The 14,998-nt window shown below is 37.7% G+C and carries 12 protein-coding genes; 2 read left to right on the top strand and 10 right to left on the bottom strand.

Features of this window, described 5'->3' with window-relative positions; all coding sequences use genetic code 11:
• Nucleotides 1-140 precede the first annotated feature (140 nt).
• From AC3IS6_RS15130 to AC3IS6_RS15150, 5 genes are all read right to left on the bottom strand, one after another.
• Nucleotides 141-1,496, bottom strand: a complete 1,356-nt coding sequence (locus AC3IS6_RS15130) for a DUF3526 domain-containing protein (RefSeq protein WP_489160534.1) — start codon at nucleotides 1,494-1,496, stop codon at nucleotides 141-143.
• A gap of 1 nt (nucleotide 1,497) precedes the next feature.
• Entirely contained in the window at nucleotides 1,498-2,946 is a 1,449-nt protein-coding gene (locus AC3IS6_RS15135; protein WP_489160536.1) for an ABC transporter permease, read from the bottom strand.
• An 8-nt stretch (nucleotides 2,947-2,954) separates the two neighbouring features.
• Nucleotides 2,955-5,240: a TonB-dependent siderophore receptor gene (locus tag AC3IS6_RS15140; protein ID WP_489160538.1), complete on the bottom strand. Its 2,286-nt coding sequence runs from the start codon at nucleotides 5,238-5,240 to the stop codon at nucleotides 2,955-2,957.
• A 35-nt stretch (nucleotides 5,241-5,275) separates the two neighbouring features.
• Nucleotides 5,276-5,971: an ABC transporter ATP-binding protein gene (locus AC3IS6_RS15145; protein ID WP_489160540.1), complete on the bottom strand. Its 696-nt coding sequence runs from the start codon at nucleotides 5,969-5,971 to the stop codon at nucleotides 5,276-5,278.
• 299 nt (nucleotides 5,972-6,270) lie between these two features.
• Nucleotides 6,271-6,621: a hypothetical protein gene (locus tag AC3IS6_RS15150; RefSeq protein ID WP_489160541.1), complete on the bottom strand. Its 351-nt coding sequence runs from the start codon at nucleotides 6,619-6,621 to the stop codon at nucleotides 6,271-6,273.
• Nucleotides 6,622-7,051: 430 nt separating this feature from the next.
• On the opposite strand from AC3IS6_RS15150, the gene AC3IS6_RS15155 reads away from it, so the two are divergent.
• Complete coding sequence (locus AC3IS6_RS15155) at nucleotides 7,052-7,801, top strand: 4-hydroxy-tetrahydrodipicolinate reductase (protein ID WP_489160543.1); 750 nt, start codon at nucleotides 7,052-7,054, stop codon at nucleotides 7,799-7,801.
• 195 nt (nucleotides 7,802-7,996) lie between these two features.
• On the opposite strand, the gene AC3IS6_RS15160 is transcribed toward AC3IS6_RS15155, so the two are convergent.
• The 4 genes from AC3IS6_RS15160 to AC3IS6_RS15175 form a co-directional block, all read right to left on the bottom strand.
• On the bottom strand, nucleotides 7,997-8,743 hold the full coding sequence (locus AC3IS6_RS15160) for a succinate dehydrogenase/fumarate reductase iron-sulfur subunit (RefSeq protein ID WP_489160544.1): 747 nt from the start codon (nucleotides 8,741-8,743) through the stop codon (nucleotides 7,997-7,999).
• 17 nt (nucleotides 8,744-8,760) lie between these two features.
• Complete coding sequence (locus tag AC3IS6_RS15165) at nucleotides 8,761-10,671, bottom strand: fumarate reductase/succinate dehydrogenase flavoprotein subunit (protein WP_489160546.1); 1,911 nt, start codon at nucleotides 10,669-10,671, stop codon at nucleotides 8,761-8,763.
• Nucleotides 10,672-11,183: 512 nt separating this feature from the next.
• The gene (locus tag AC3IS6_RS15170) at nucleotides 11,184-12,284 is read right to left on the bottom strand and encodes a hypothetical protein (RefSeq protein ID WP_489160548.1); all 1,101 of its coding nucleotides are present in this window, start codon (nucleotides 12,282-12,284) and stop codon (nucleotides 11,184-11,186) included.
• An 88-nt stretch (nucleotides 12,285-12,372) separates the two neighbouring features.
• Entirely contained in the window at nucleotides 12,373-12,792 is a 420-nt protein-coding gene (locus AC3IS6_RS15175) for a winged helix-turn-helix transcriptional regulator (RefSeq protein ID WP_489160550.1), read from the bottom strand.
• 108 nt (nucleotides 12,793-12,900) lie between these two features.
• Between AC3IS6_RS15175 and AC3IS6_RS15180 the strand changes: the two genes are divergently transcribed.
• Nucleotides 12,901-13,512, top strand: coding sequence for an FMN-dependent NADH-azoreductase (locus AC3IS6_RS15180; RefSeq protein WP_489160552.1), 612 nt, complete (start codon nucleotides 12,901-12,903; stop codon nucleotides 13,510-13,512).
• Between the two features lie 82 nt (nucleotides 13,513-13,594).
• Here the strand turns inward: AC3IS6_RS15180 and AC3IS6_RS15185 are convergent, their stop codons facing one another.
• Complete coding sequence (locus tag AC3IS6_RS15185; RefSeq protein ID WP_489160554.1) at nucleotides 13,595-14,875, bottom strand: acetyl-CoA C-acetyltransferase; 1,281 nt, start codon at nucleotides 14,873-14,875, stop codon at nucleotides 13,595-13,597.
• Between the last annotated feature and the right edge of the window lie 123 nt (nucleotides 14,876-14,998).

The raw sequence follows: 14,998 nt of genomic DNA on the forward strand, positions 1-14,998 counted from the left end.
AGGATACAAAAGAGAAATACATTTCTTTCGCATAGTTATGCGTTTTATTTGAAGTGAAACGCCTTTTTTCGTATTTAGAACTATGTTTCTATGTGTTAAAATAATCTTCTCCAACTTATTTTAAGTTGAGACAATCCCCTTTAAAAGGTTTTTTTTCTGTTGTTTTTGAAATTCATCCAGCCCAAACCGATTAGTAACAGATTGAAAAACAGTAAAGGTAAAAAAGCGCTCACGTAATTAGTTTTAGAGGGATCTGTAAAAGTTTCTACCTTAAATTTCGACCAGTTTTCTTTAATTACAGGAGCATTATCAAATATTTTTGGATAAAAATACAACCTCATTTTTTCATGAAAATGTTTGGTTTCCTTCAAAAATAAAAGTTGGTTTCCTAAATCGGACTTTGCAATTTCATTCAGTTGAAGCTGTGCATGTAAAGTAGGAAGGAACTGTGCGATAAACTGACTCGATTTGTTGCGCTGCTCTAATTTAGATTGCAATTCTTGAGACTGTTGTGCCGAATCGTCGTCACCCGCCTGCTGCATGGCATAATACCAAAGCCAGTTGAATTCTGTATTTGGCAAAGGATAACGTTTGAATTGCGGATAATGCTGATAGAATTTGTCCATTGTAATTTTCTTATCCATATCCCATTTTTCATGATAGGCATTGCGTTGCTTTACCGTTAACTCCAAAGCTTCGGGAATCGGATATTTATTCACGATATACGTATTGATTACTGCTGGCAGAACGATAATGAGAAACAGCCAGATCGTGAGTAAAATAACCGCATTGAAGTTGGAGTTTTTTTGCAGGGAAACGATAAAAAAGCAGGCTGCAAACCAAAACAAGAGGTATAAAACACCCAGTATGTAAAAGGTGAGAAGCGAGGCATCAAATGGAATCCCTAAGATTAAAACTGCTAAAAGAATTAAAAAAGTCAATAATGCCATAAGATTTAAAATTCGGATGTAAAACAGCTTCAGGATGTATAAAAATGTATTTTCACTTTGTGTAGACACAATTTTCCAGGTTCCGCTTTCTTTTTCTTCCGAAACCAGGTTGTAAGAGAACGCAATAATTAAAAGTGGAAAAAGGTAAATCAGTACAAAACTAAAATCGATATTTCCGGATAACAAATTGTTCGGATTATTTAGCTCCGAGTCGTATTTCTGACCTTCCAAACCTCGAATCGTGACGCTTTGAATCGATGGATTTACATCGCGCTGACCAATCGCCAGACTGTTAACAGGCAATGTTTTATTGATTAGCGAAAACTTGATGTAATAGAGCAGTAGTCCCATTTCGTCTTTATGAAAAGCGGCATTTCGCGCAATATGTTCTTTTTGATATAATGCAGCTTCTGCAATATTATTCTGCTGCTTTTGTTGAAATTGCTTTCCAATTAAAAGACTGATGAATCCGATGAGGAGCAGGAAAACCAATCCAATTTTGGTACCTTTTGATCGTATGAAATTTTTAAAAAGTAATGCTAGCATATTAGAGGGCTTTAAGGTTTTTAGCTGCAATTCGTATAAGAACAAAAAGTAGGATAATCCAAAGAAAAATAGAAACTACAGAGAGTATTTCGGATTTTAAAATAGCCGGGACTTCTTTTGGCTCATAATGAAATTCTTCCAGATCAGCCCAGTATTCTTTGCTGATGGATAAAGGTTTGTCGTTTGGTCCCGGCTTTTTATTGCTGATGTATTTAACCTGCAAAGCATTCATTTTTTGCGCCATGGTATAGCGATAATTCTCGGCTTGTTTCTGAAAATCGACATACGAACCATAATCGGTATTGGATAAACCCATTGACAGGTTTCGGATCGCGATGTACGGATTCAGGAAAGAAACGGCTTTGGAGAAGCTATTTTGCTGGTCGTAAACTTTTAGCAGCTCTTCTAAGTGTTGGTTGTAAATCTTCGAACTGATTTTCTCTCCTTCGGTCATGATAAATCCCGAATAATTAAACGGCAGTTTCTGTACCGAATCGACTTTGTAAACGCTTAACAAGGAATCTTTGATGGCCTTGTAATGCAAATCGTTAGGATTATGGCTGTCACCTTGTTTCAGGATGTCCTTTTCGATAGCACTGTTGAATTGTATTTTCGAGGGTGCTTCGTAAAGATATGCTCCGATTGCCTGAGTAGTTCGGGGTAAAATAATGGTAAGAACTAGCCAGATTCCGATTAAGGAAATCAAGGCTTTTTTGGAGGTTTTGCTTGCCGCAGAAATCAGCACAGCAATCACGCAAAAGAAAATCAGGTAGATAAAATGAAACAGAATAAACAGCAGCATTTTGATGGTTTCATCTGTTGAAATTGTAAAATCCTGAAGCAGCAACCATAGAAATACAAGAACCAGTATGGTAGGAATAAAAAGCAACAGGATTACATTTACAATTCCTGCTATCTTTCCGGTTAAGAGCTGTTTCCAGCTAATTCCTTGGCTTAAAAGTAGTTTTAGAGTTCCATTTTCTCTTTCGGCTGCGACCGCATTAAATCCTAGGAAAAAAATCAACAGAGGAAGTAAGATCTGTAAAACCATGGCAATGCTAATCTCTCCAAAACGAAGCATACTGTTGGAGAATCCCGCTTCAGAAAAATTGGCACTATTTTGTTTGTGCGCTTCAAGAAATATAGCATTCCCGAAGAAGGGTTCCATTCCAAATTCAAAAACACTCAAAGGAGTACTTTTTCGAAAGGCAAAATTTCCGTAATGTGCCATTCGGTGCGGGTTTTTATCCGGATTGTTAAGCCAGTCTTCGCGTGATTCATGCTGGTATTTTTCGCTCGTTTGGTTCTGGTTGTTGTAATTTTCCCAACCTGAAAAAGCAGCATAAAGCAGTATGATACCAATAAAGAGCGTGATGATATAGACGGCCGTATTTTTAAAAACAGCATTTTTAAGATGTCTGGCAATTAAAATTTCGATGTGTAATGACATGATACAGTTTAAAATTTGTAAGTTACGGTAAGAGTAAAGTTTCGCGGTGCTCCGGGAAATAGTCTTAGATAATTCTGAGCACCCAACCAGTACGTTTTATTGAATAAATTACCTGCATTCAGGGCAATCTGCATATTACTTTTGTTTGGTTTGTAGTACAAAGCTGCATCAAAAGCAGTAAAGTCAGGCAGTGTAAAAGCTCTTGTAAACCAAGGCACTTTGCTGCTTTGATATTGCATTCCGAAACCAATGCCCAAATCTTTTAGAGCCGAATCAGAATTGAAATTGTAGCGTGTCCATAAATTGGCGCTGTTTTTTGGCGTATTTTGTTTTCGGGCTCCAATTAATAAGGGATCACGATCATTGGTAATTTCGGCATCGATATAACTATAGGAAGCGTTTATTTGCCAGTCTGCTGTAATAAAACCTGCTACATCACATTCAAAACCACGACTTCTCTCAGCACCTCTGGTCACCAGCAAATCGGGATTTACAGGATCGTTGGCATTCATTAGAATATTACGCTGGTTGATTTCATAAAGAGCAGCATTGAAACTTACGGAATTGTTGAAAAAAGCAGCTTTTAATCCAATCTCTTTCAAGTTACTTTTTAGCGGATTAAACAAACTTCCGGCTGGTAAACTTCCTGTTTGAGGCATTAAAGACACCGTATTCGATTGTGGCTGGTAACCTTCAAGATAAGTTGTGTAAACGTTTATTTGATTGTTTACGGCATAAGTCACTCCAATACGCGGCAGTAAGGCCGACTTTTTCACAGTCAGTTCATTGTTTGATTTGTAGTTTGTGATGTCTTTAAACCATTCTTGACGCAAACCCAGTAAAACGGTAAATCTTTCCCATTGTATCTGATCCTGAATATAAATTGCGTTGGTACTGGTTAATGCAGATGGCAAAGCAGTACGAACATTGAGTGTATAATCGTCAGGACTTGTTAGGGTATAATTGGGATTGTTCAGATTAAAATAATTTACATTTGGTTTTGGTAAAACCACCCCGTCAACTGTTATGGTTTGATAATTGGCAGCATTGGCAGCAACAAATGAACTGGCTACCGTTCCGTCTTTCAATAAATAACCTCTGGCAGCATTTTGTCCGCCACCTTTGGTTTTGTTCCAGCTGTTTAAATCGTAACCAGCCAATAATTTATGTTTGACTTTTCCTGTATTTAAATCAAAGTTGAAATAAGCACTCAGGTTATCAACGTCCCAATATTGTTGACGCTGCACAAATTGCATCATGGCCAGACTACTGACAGGTTTATTGTTCATGTCGACTGCAAAAGCATTTGTAGTTCTGTGTTCCTGAAGATCTTCTGTCCAGGTTTGTTTCATGTACGATGCATTAAAACCTATTTTAGAGTTGAACTTATGAACGAAATTGGTAGTCAAAATCATTTCTTTTGATTTATAGAAATCACTAGGAGCACCTAAATTTAAGCTAATCGGAGTTTTATTTAGACTGGTAACTCCCGCAACGGCGCCAAAAATAGGCTGTCCGCGATCCAGAACTCCCGTCATATTGCTTAAAATCAATTCGGTATTGATGGCTGTTTTTTCATTCGGAATGTAGCTGAAGGAAGGCGAAATCAAAAATGATTTGTTACGAACCAGATCCCGAAACGATTTGGCTTCCTGATACGCACCGTTTACGCGGTACAAAAGGGTTTTTGATTCGTTCAATGGACCGGTAAAATCCAAAGTTCCACGCAATGTGCTAAAGCTTCCTGCACTCAGACTTATCTCTTTTCGGTCAATAGCCAGTGGTTTTTTAGTAACCATATTGATGCTTCCACCTGGATCGACTGAAGAGAATGTGGCACTGGAAGGTCCTTTAATTACTTCAACTCGCTCAATATTGGTCGTTAAAGGTTGTAAAAAGTAATGTTGATGCGTTCGCATGCCGTTTATGATCTGGCCTTCTTCATTTTGACTTATTCCACGAATCGTATATTGATTGTAATAACTTGCCGGAATAACACCACTAGCCATTTTAACAGCATCGGCCAGGTAAATGGCGCCTTTATCTGCAATTAGCTCTTTGGTGATCGTTGCTATAGATTGTGGAATATCTTTGTTGAGGGCGGCCGTTTTTGTTGCTGCAAAAGAATAATCACTGTTATATTTTTTGGTTGAACGGCCTATGATTTCAACGGTTTGCAGTTCGGTGCGTTCGGTTTTGTTAGATATGGTATCGGATGCTTTTTTATTAACGGTTTGCGATTGTGCAAACTGACTAATAATTATTAAAAACAGTGAGAGAATAAAATGTTTCATTTTTTTGGATTGGTTTGGAAAAATGTAATTTCCTTTTATACAGTTTGTAAATACAAATCTTCCAGTTCATTTGCCGATATTTTATCGGCTTCGATAACGGTAACAAGATTTCCCTGTCTCATAATGCCAATATGAGAGGCAACTTCTCTAGCTCTGAAAATGTCGTGCGTAGCCATCAGTATGGCCGTTCCGTCTGCAGAAAGCTCTTTTAATATTTGAGAAAACTCGTTGGAAGCTTTAGGATCTAAACCACTGGTAGGTTCGTCCAATAAGAGAACCTTGGCTTTCTTGGCGATTGCGATTGCGATTCCAACTTTTTGACGCATTCCTTTCGAATAACCGCCTAAGTTTTGATAGTGCGCTTTAAGCTGCAGTCCTGCCTTTGAAAGGAAATAGGTGAGTTCTCCTTCTGAATATTTGAATCCCGCCAGAGACGAAAAGAACTTTAAATTTTCTAAACCGGTAAGATTTGGGTACAACATCACTGTTTCCGGAATATAAGCGACATACTTTTTTGTTTCCTGCGCATTTTCGATAACCGAGATATCGTTGATTTTCAGTTCTCCGTCTGTTGGAGCGATAAAACCTAGAAACAAATTGATGGTGGTTGTTTTTCCGGCACCGTTTTGTCCCAGTAAAGCAAAGATTTCGCCTTCGTTAATTGTTAAATTCAGTTTGTTTAAAGCAATATGATCGCCATATTTCTTTGTCAGATTTTCAGCTATAAGCATAGTTATTATGTATTTGGATGATTTTTAACAGGAGTCTTTACTGCCAATCATAGCCAAAGTCCAACCTACTGGTTTACAGCTAAGGCATCTTTGCAATGAAGGAAGTAAGGGGAATGGTGTTTACGACGATTGAAATCCAAAAAAACAGTTGTATTGGATAAGTGAGAATAGCCTTTCGGGTTTTATTGGTCACCATTTTTTTGAAAAAGGCAGCAGATAAAACTACAAATGCGTTTTGCCTGACTTTTAAAAAGACAAGCAAGTGATATTCTTAGTTTTTTGGATAAAAACGCAGTAAACTAACGAATTGAAGGTGGTGCCCTAAGAGCAAAAAGACTGCCTTTGAAAAAGACAGGAGCATTTTTCAGATAAAAGAACGCACAAAAAGTTTCAATACTTACTTTAAGAAAGGAGTAAGACTGAAATGTGTCCGGAATAAAAGTACTAAATGCAAAATGACAAATCTGGCAATTGGCATCAGCAGTATGGCTGTGCGTAATTTGCTTTTGTCCCTCAATATAAATATGGTCGCAATGTTTGCTGGTAAGCTGCTTGTAAACATGCTCGTAAGAATGTAGCGTCTGAAACAGCATTGCAAACAATACGGTAACAGACATAAAAAGATTAATTAACACAATTTTCTTTTTCATTCTTGATGGAGAAAGCCCTGTTTCTAGCGGACTTTATAGCTTTTAAACTAACGCAACGTTGTTGCAAATATAGATATCTTATTTAAAAATGCACCAGGATCGACAATTATTTTATTGGAAAACAAATTCTGCAATTTCTTTTTAAGTCTAATTATGCTTAAAAATACGGCTAAAGTAATCTTTTTCAAAGAATCGTTCAAAAAGCATTTTTGCACTTTCATAAAAATATTTTCACAGTAGTATTCCTGTTAACGTGTTTATTTATTGTTAGTTATGTGAGTTTGTACTAGTAATCTCATAATATAATCTCTATTTTTACTAGAAGAGGATAATTATCAACTTAGATAATAATTGAATTTTTGATTTGACATGAACTTCAAAAAAGTGTCAATTTTATAAACGGGCGATCTGCTCACTAAAAAAGTAAATTATGAAAATAGGATTAATAGGATTCGGAAAGACAGGAAAATCAGTAGCTTCTGTACTGCTGGAAAACAATAAATTTTGTCTGGAGTGGGTTTTAAGACAAAGCACTGTTTTAGAACACAGATCAGTTTCAGAATTTCTTGGCATTCCTTCAAAAGAACCGGGGTTAATTTACTCGCGTTCTAAAACGACAATGGAAGAATTACTGGACAAGCATCCGGTTGATGTAATTATTGATTTTTCTTCCAGTGAAGGTATTTATACTTATGGTGAAATTGCCGCAAAGCGAAAGGTCAAGATTATCTCGGCAATTTCTCATTACAAAGAAAAGGAATTGCAATTATTAAAGAAACTGGCACATAAAACGACGGTATTTTGGTCGCCAAACATTACGCTTGGTGTGAATTATCTGCTTTTTGCTGCTAAATTTTTAAAGAAGATTGCTCCTTGGGTTGATATTGAAGTGAATGAAGAGCATTTTAAAAAGAAAGTAGGAACTTCGGGAACCGCGGTAAAAATTGCAGAAGCCTTGGATATCGATAAAGGCAATATCAATTCGGTCAGGGCAGGAGGAATAGTTGGTAAACATGAAGTTATATTTGGGTTTCCTTATCAAACGGTACGTTTAATTCATGAATCAATTTCGAGGGAAGCATTTGGAAACGGAGTTGTTTTTGTTGCCGAAAATTTAGAAAGCAAACCCAAAGGGCTGTATAATTTTGAAGACATTTTAACGCCTTATTTTGCGGTATGATACTTTATAGCAAATTCGACAGGTTTTTAAAACTTGTCGGTTTTATTTTTTAATAACACATAGAAACACAGACATTGTAGGGGCAAAAAGGCTTCGAAAAAGAAATACATTTCCTCGGCATAGTTTGTAAACTTATGAAATGGTATTCCTGAGTTTGAAATTCCATGTTTCTATGTGTTTAATCCATTCGTTGTTCTATTTTTTAAAAATTAAAGCTTTGGTATATTCCGCATTCATTTTTGCGATGGAGAGAATCGAAATACCTTGTGGACATTCGATTTCACAGGCTCTGGTATCTGAGCAGTTTCCAAAACCTTCGGCATCCATTTGGTTAACCATGGTCAAAACTCTTTTTGAAGCCTCGACTTGTCCTTGTGGTAATAGGGCCAGATGTGTGATTTTGGCACCTGTAAACAAGGCCGCGCTGGCATTTTTACAAGTTGCTACGCAGGCACCGCAACCAATGCAGGCTGCGGCATCAAAAGACGCTTCGGCAGTTTCGTAAGATATCGGAATCGTGTTGGCTTCAGGCGCCTGACCGGTGGAAACTCCTATAAAACCACCAGATTCAATAATGGCATCAAAAGCCGAGCGGTCGATTTTTAAATCTCTCAGTACAGGAAAAGCTTTTGCTCGAAAAGGTTCGATATAAATGGTATCTCCGTCTTTAAAACTTCTCATATGAAGCTGACAGGTAGTGGTGTTTTTTAAGGGGCCGTGTGCTCTTCCGTCAATCATAACGCCACATTGCCCGCAAATTCCTTCGCGGCAATCATGATCAAACTCAATAACACGTTCTTTTTTCTGAATTAAAGACTCATTTAAAAGATCAAGCATTTCCAGAAATGACATATGTTCTGAAACTTCATCGATTTCATAATCTACCATTTTTCCTTTAGAAGAAGTATCAGACTGTCGCCATATTTTAAGATATAGTTTCATATTGCTTTAACTTTTGATTATTTATAACTTCTTACAGCAAGTTCAACCGACTCAAATACAAGAGGTTCCTTATGCAATTCGGGCTGTTTCGCTGGACCTTTCCATTCCCAGGCCGAGACATAACAGAAATCGGTATCATTTCGAACTGCTTCACCATCGGCAGTTTGAAATTCTTCCCGAAAGTGGGCACCACAGGATTCTTCTCTTTGTAAAGCATCGTAACACATTAATTCGGCCAACTCAATGTAATCGGCAATTCGGCCGGCTTTTTCGAGTTCACTGTTTAAAGTGTCATCTCCGGTAATCAGTAAATCCTTTTCAAAAGAAGCTTTTAAGGCTTTGATATCCTCAAGTGCCTCTTCGAGCTTTTCTTTGCTTCTTGAGAGGCCGCATTTTTCATAAAGTAACCTTCCAATTTTTTTATGAAAGTGATCGGTAGAAAGTGTGCCTTTACTGTTTAAAAAACGATCCAGCTGTGCCCGAACGACTTTTTCGGCTTCGTCAAAAGCAGGATGGTTGATCGTTGCTTTGGGTGCATTTAATTCTCCTGCCAAAAAATTAGGAATGGTATAAGGAGCTATAAAATAACCATCTACACAAGCCTGAAGCAAGGAATTAGCTCCCAGTCTGTTTGCACCATGATCGGCAAAATTGGCTTCTCCCAAAGCAAATAATCCGGGAATACTGGTCATTAGTTCATAATCTACCCAAAGTCCGCCCATCGTAAAGTGTGCAGCTGGGGAGATAAGCATGGGTTCTTTGTAAGCATTGATTCCGGTGATTTTTTCATACATGGCAAAAAGATTGCTGTATTTTGCTTCAATTTTATCTTTTCCCTGTGCTTTTATAGCATCTGAGAAGTCCAGATAAATGGCGTTTTTCATGGGACCTACACCATGTCCGGCATCAATTCGCTCTTTTGCAGCCCGTGACGAAATATCACGTGGTGCGAGATTTCCAAAAGAAGGATAACGGCGTTCCAGATAATAATCTCGTTCTTCTTCGGGAATTGTATTGGCATTTCGCTCGTCTTCGGCCTTTTTTGGAACCCAGATTCTTCCGTCGTTCCGCAAAGATTCCGACATTAAGGTGAGTTTGGACTGATTGGCTCCGTGCTGTGGAAGGGAAGTCGGGTGAAACTGGATCCAGCTTACTCCCGCCATATAAGCACCTTTTTTATGAGCTCTCCAAATGGCCGAACTATTACAGCCCATCGCCAGTGTAGAAAGATAATATACTTTTCCGTAGCCTCCGGAAGCCAGTACAACAGCATCGGCAACATGACGCTCCAAAGCTCCTGTTTCCAGATTTCGGGCAATAATGCCTTTTGCTTTTCCATCAATAACAACTAATTCCAGCATCTCATGACGGGTATGCATCGTTACTTTTCCTAAGGAAACCTGACGTAATAATCCCTGATAAGCGCCTAGTAAAAGCTGCTGTCCAGTTTGTCCGCGTGCATAAAAGGTTCTTGAAACCTGAACGCCACCAAAAGAGCGGTTGTTTAGGTAACCTGCATATTCTCTGGCAAAAGGAACGCCTTGTGCTACGGCATGATCTATTAAATGTGCAGAGCATTCGGCCAAACGGTATACATTGGCTTCACGGGATCTGAAATCACCGCCTTTGATGGTATCATAAAACATTCTGAAGGTACTGTCGCCATCGTTTTTGTAGTTTTTGGCAGCATTAACACCTCCTTGTGCTGCAACAGAATGGGCACGTCTGGCAGAATCCTGAAAACAAAACGACTGGATATTATAACCTTGTTCAGCCAGAGATGCTGCGCAGGAAGCACCCGCAAGACCGGTTCCGACCACGATAACGTTTAGTTTTTTTCTGTTGGCAGGATTTACGAGCTTCGCTTTTGCTTTGTAATTATTCCACTTATCAGCTAGTGGGCCTTCGGGTATTTTTGAGTCAATCATTTTTATTTTAGTTTAAAATGAATTTATATACCAATTCTATAAGTGACTTAAATTTTTAGAAGGCCTAATTTACTATAAAAAAATGGTTTTTTGTAAAGAAAACGCTATTATTTGAACTGTTTATTGTAATTCAAAATAAGAATTAATAGATAAATTAGAGCTATTAGATTGATCCACATTAACTGTAATTATTTTTTAACACATAGAAACATAGCTCAAAATGCTTGTAAAAGGCATTTCACTCAAAATAAACCGCATACCGCTATGTGAAAGAAATGTATTTCTTTTCGACTCTCTTTATTGCACTTAAAATCTATGCTTCTATGTATTAAATGTTTTTCACGCAGATTTTGCAGATTTGCTTTCTCAGTTCGCCATCACTCAGGTTGCAGCTTTTTTTTGATTTTTTATTAAAAAAAACTTTGCGATTTTGCGCATTTGCGAGATTAGAAATAGTAGAATGCAGATCTAAAATTACGATTTAGAAAAACACAAGTTTTTTCAGCTAAGTCTTATTTGATGAATTTTTCGACATTTGGAATTTTCTCCAAGGCCTTTGTATTTTCAGCCAGAAGTTTAGCTGCAGCTTCATTTATTTTACCGGCCGGAATTGCTTTCCATTTATTGATATCTTTTTCGAAGTCGTTCTTAAAAAAAACTCTGGATAAATCTCTTACGACACAATAGGCCGCTATGGAATGGCCGTTATCACTATCATAGTTTCCGGTATTGATAAAAAACTGTATTCGTTTCATTAGTCCTTCTTCGGAGTAAAGAGACAACTCGGTTAGTTTTCCTCTGTATTCCAGATCGGCAGAACCAACACCTTTTAATTTCGGAAACAACTTATAATCGGCAAAGTGTCTGCCTTCGTGACCAATGTAGCTCACTCTGAAATTTTCCGATTTTAAATCATAAGCCTTTTTTACACAAAACAAAGCCTCTTTAGTTGCCCAGCCTGCAGGATAGTAACGTCCCAAAGTGGCGTATTCGCTCCAGCCCAGCGTTATGAAATCATCCATAAAAAAGATTTTGATTGGCGTTTCTTTTCCGTCATAACTGACTTTATAAATGGTGTCTTTCTCTGTTTTCCAAACCAATAGATCGTACAAACCTCCGGTTTTTCCAAATCCTGTGGTATGATAGCCTAAACTGGCGATGTACTTTTTTTGGTACACATTGATGCTGTCTTCATTAAGCGGTAAGTTTTTGGCAGCAGGAAAATTCGTTTTAAGAAAATTGGAAACGTTTTTTATGATCAGTGAATCTGTTTTCTTTTCCTTGTTCAAGAAAGAGAAGCGCCAGTAATCTCTGTAAATTTTTAACAGTTGATCTATTTTTGATTTTCTGGTTTCCAGAAAATCACTTTTGTCCTCTTCAAACTTAAAGCGGTTTTCAAAGTTGGTTTTGAATTTCAAGTCCTTTTCCGCTATTTTTTTGGTTGGATCAGCGTCCAGTAGAGGCAAGGCCAATTTTGGATTTCCATCCAAAGCAAGAGAATAGATTTTGGTATAATCCAGTTTTATACTGTCATTTTGAATGGACTGCGCGTTTATTTTCGAAAACGAAAAAAGACTGAAAATAAGTAAGGTAACAAGTTTTAAGGTTCTCATATAAAAATGTTTGGGTTAATTTGTTAACGGCTTTTTATACTATAGAGACTTTTTTTTTGCTAATGTTACAGTTTTAATTCTTTTATTTCTATTTCAATTGTAACCCCGAATTTTCAATTGCTTTTGTATCCTTATCCGGATGTCCAATGATTTTGTTTCTGTGTAAGGATCCCCATTCATGTAAGGCTCCAATAACATTATATAAAGTATGGCTGTGTTCTGTTCTTGCATATTCAACTGTGGGTGGAAACGTGTCATAAACCGTTCTGGTAACCAGTTGGTTAATCTCAAGATCTTTAAGCTCTTTCGAAAGCATTTTATCTGTAATTCCGTTGATATCTTTAGAAATTTCTTTGAATCGTTTAGGCCTGTTCGATAATGCGATCAAAATAGGCAATTTCCATCTGCCGCTTAAAACTTCCAGAGCATCTCTTACCGGTAATAATGCAGCCAGGCATTCCTCTGCTCCAGAGCACATTTCTTTAGTTAGTTCATTTTTTGTTTTCATATTTATACTGTTACTATCCTTAAGGATAGCGCTATCCTTGAGGATAGTACTAAAAAAGGTATAGCAAATGTAGATAAGTTTGTATTGCAAAACAAAATAATAATAAACATGAGTAAAAAGATTCTGAATATAGTAACCAGCATCAAAGGAGATGCTTCCTTTAGTAATAAATTATCAAATGCCGTTTTGGAGAAGCTTGCAAAAGAATATCCTCAAAGTACGATACAAACTTTTGATCTTTCTAAAACACCATTGCCTTATCTTGATGAATTGCAGCTTAGTGCATTTTATACTCCTGCGGATGCCTATTCTGAAAGTCAATCAGAATCGATTAAGCTTTCTGATGACGCTGTAAATGATTTGTTGGAAGCTGATATTATAGTTATTGGGGTTCCAATTTATAATTTTGGGATTCCTGCCTTATTAAAAGGGTGGATTGATCAGGTGGCCAGAGCCGGCAAAACCTTTAGTTATGATGAAAATGGACCAAAAGGTTTAGTAACCGGTAAAAAAGTATTTTTGTCTGTTGCGTCAGGCGCTGTATTTTCTGAAGGGCCTTATAAAAGTTACGATTTTGCAGAACCATATTTGCGAGTTGTTTTGGGTTTTCTGGGAATTACCGATGTAACGACTTTTCGTGTAGAAGGAACTTCAATTCCTGATTTTGCTGAGAATGCACTGCCAAAAGCTTTAACTGATGTTGCGGAGTTTGCTTTTTAAGCGGAGAATAAATTGCGAGAGTTGAACATTTCGTGAGTAGTAAACCGGACAAGTTTTTAAAGGCTGTCCGGTTTTTCTTTTTTTATTTTTCGATAATCATTGTAACGCCTTGTCCTCCAGCAGCACAAATAGAAATTAGTCCTCGCCCTGATCCTTTTTCATTTAATAATTTGGCCATTACACCGATGATACGGCCTCCTGTGGCGGCAAAGGGGTGTGCGGCTGCGAGACTGCTTCCTTTCACGTTTAGTTTTTCGCGGTCAATGGCACCGAGGGTTTTAGAAAGCCCGATCTGAGCGCTTAATTCTGGGCTTTCCCAGATTTTTAAAGTGGCTAAAACCTGCGCGGCAAAAGCTTCGTGAATTTCATAATAATCAAAATCCTGTAAAGTTAAACCAGCTTTGTCGAGCATATTGCTGACCGCAAACAAAGGAGCCAACAAAAGGTTTTGCTGATTTTTGACATATTCGATGGCAGCAATTTCTGCAAAAGTGATGTAGGCTAAAATTGGAAGTCCCTGTTCTTTGGCCCATTCTTCACTGGCTAAAAGTATGCAGGACGCCCCATCAGTTAATGGTGTTGAGTTTCCGGCGGTTAGGGTTCCGTTGGTTTTGTCAAAGGCCGGTTTTAATTTGGCAAGCTTTTCAAGTGTACTGTCTTTTCGCAGATTATTGTCTTTAAAAAGTCCGTTGAATGGCGTTATCATATCATCAAAAAAACCTTCGTCGTAGGCTTTTGCCATATTGAGATGACTTTTAAGCGCGAGATTATCCTGGTCTTCACGGGAAATTTTATAATGTTTGGCTGTGATTTCGGTATGTCCGCCCATCGAGAGTCCGGTTTGAACTTCTTCATTTCGGGGAACAAGCGGTGCCAAATCTTTGGGACGAATTTTTAAAAATTGTTTTAGTTTTTCACCCAGTGATTTTGCATTTCTGGCGTTGAGCAGAATCTTTCTAAGCTTGTCGCTTACTGCCATCGGAATATCGCTAATAGAATCAACCCCTCCGGCAATTCCGCATTCTATTTGACCTAAGGCTATTTTGTTGGCAATATAAATAGCACTTTCAATTCCGGTATCACAGGCTTGCTGTAAATCACAGGCAGGTGTTGCGGGATCAAGTGCCGTTTTCAAAACACATTCTCTAATTAGGTTATTATCATAGGTATGTTTGATCACAGCACCTCCGGCAACTTCTCCTAATAATTTCCCTTTCAAATTGTATTTGTGTACAAGACCATCAAGAGCAGCAATCATCATTTGCTGATTTCCAACTTCGGCGTAGGCCGTATTAGCTCTTGCAAACGGAATACGGTTGTATCCAACAATAGCTACTTTTTTGATTGTGTTCGTGTGATTCATATCTGAAGTAATGTTTTTAGATTTTTTTCAGATTAAAGGTAAGCAGAGTTATTTGTTATTGAATGATTTGGTGCGCAAAATGTTTCGCTTTTTGAGTTTAGTGGCGAATTCTTTATTTCTTGA

The organism is Flavobacterium sp. KH_035 (assembly GCF_057839565.1).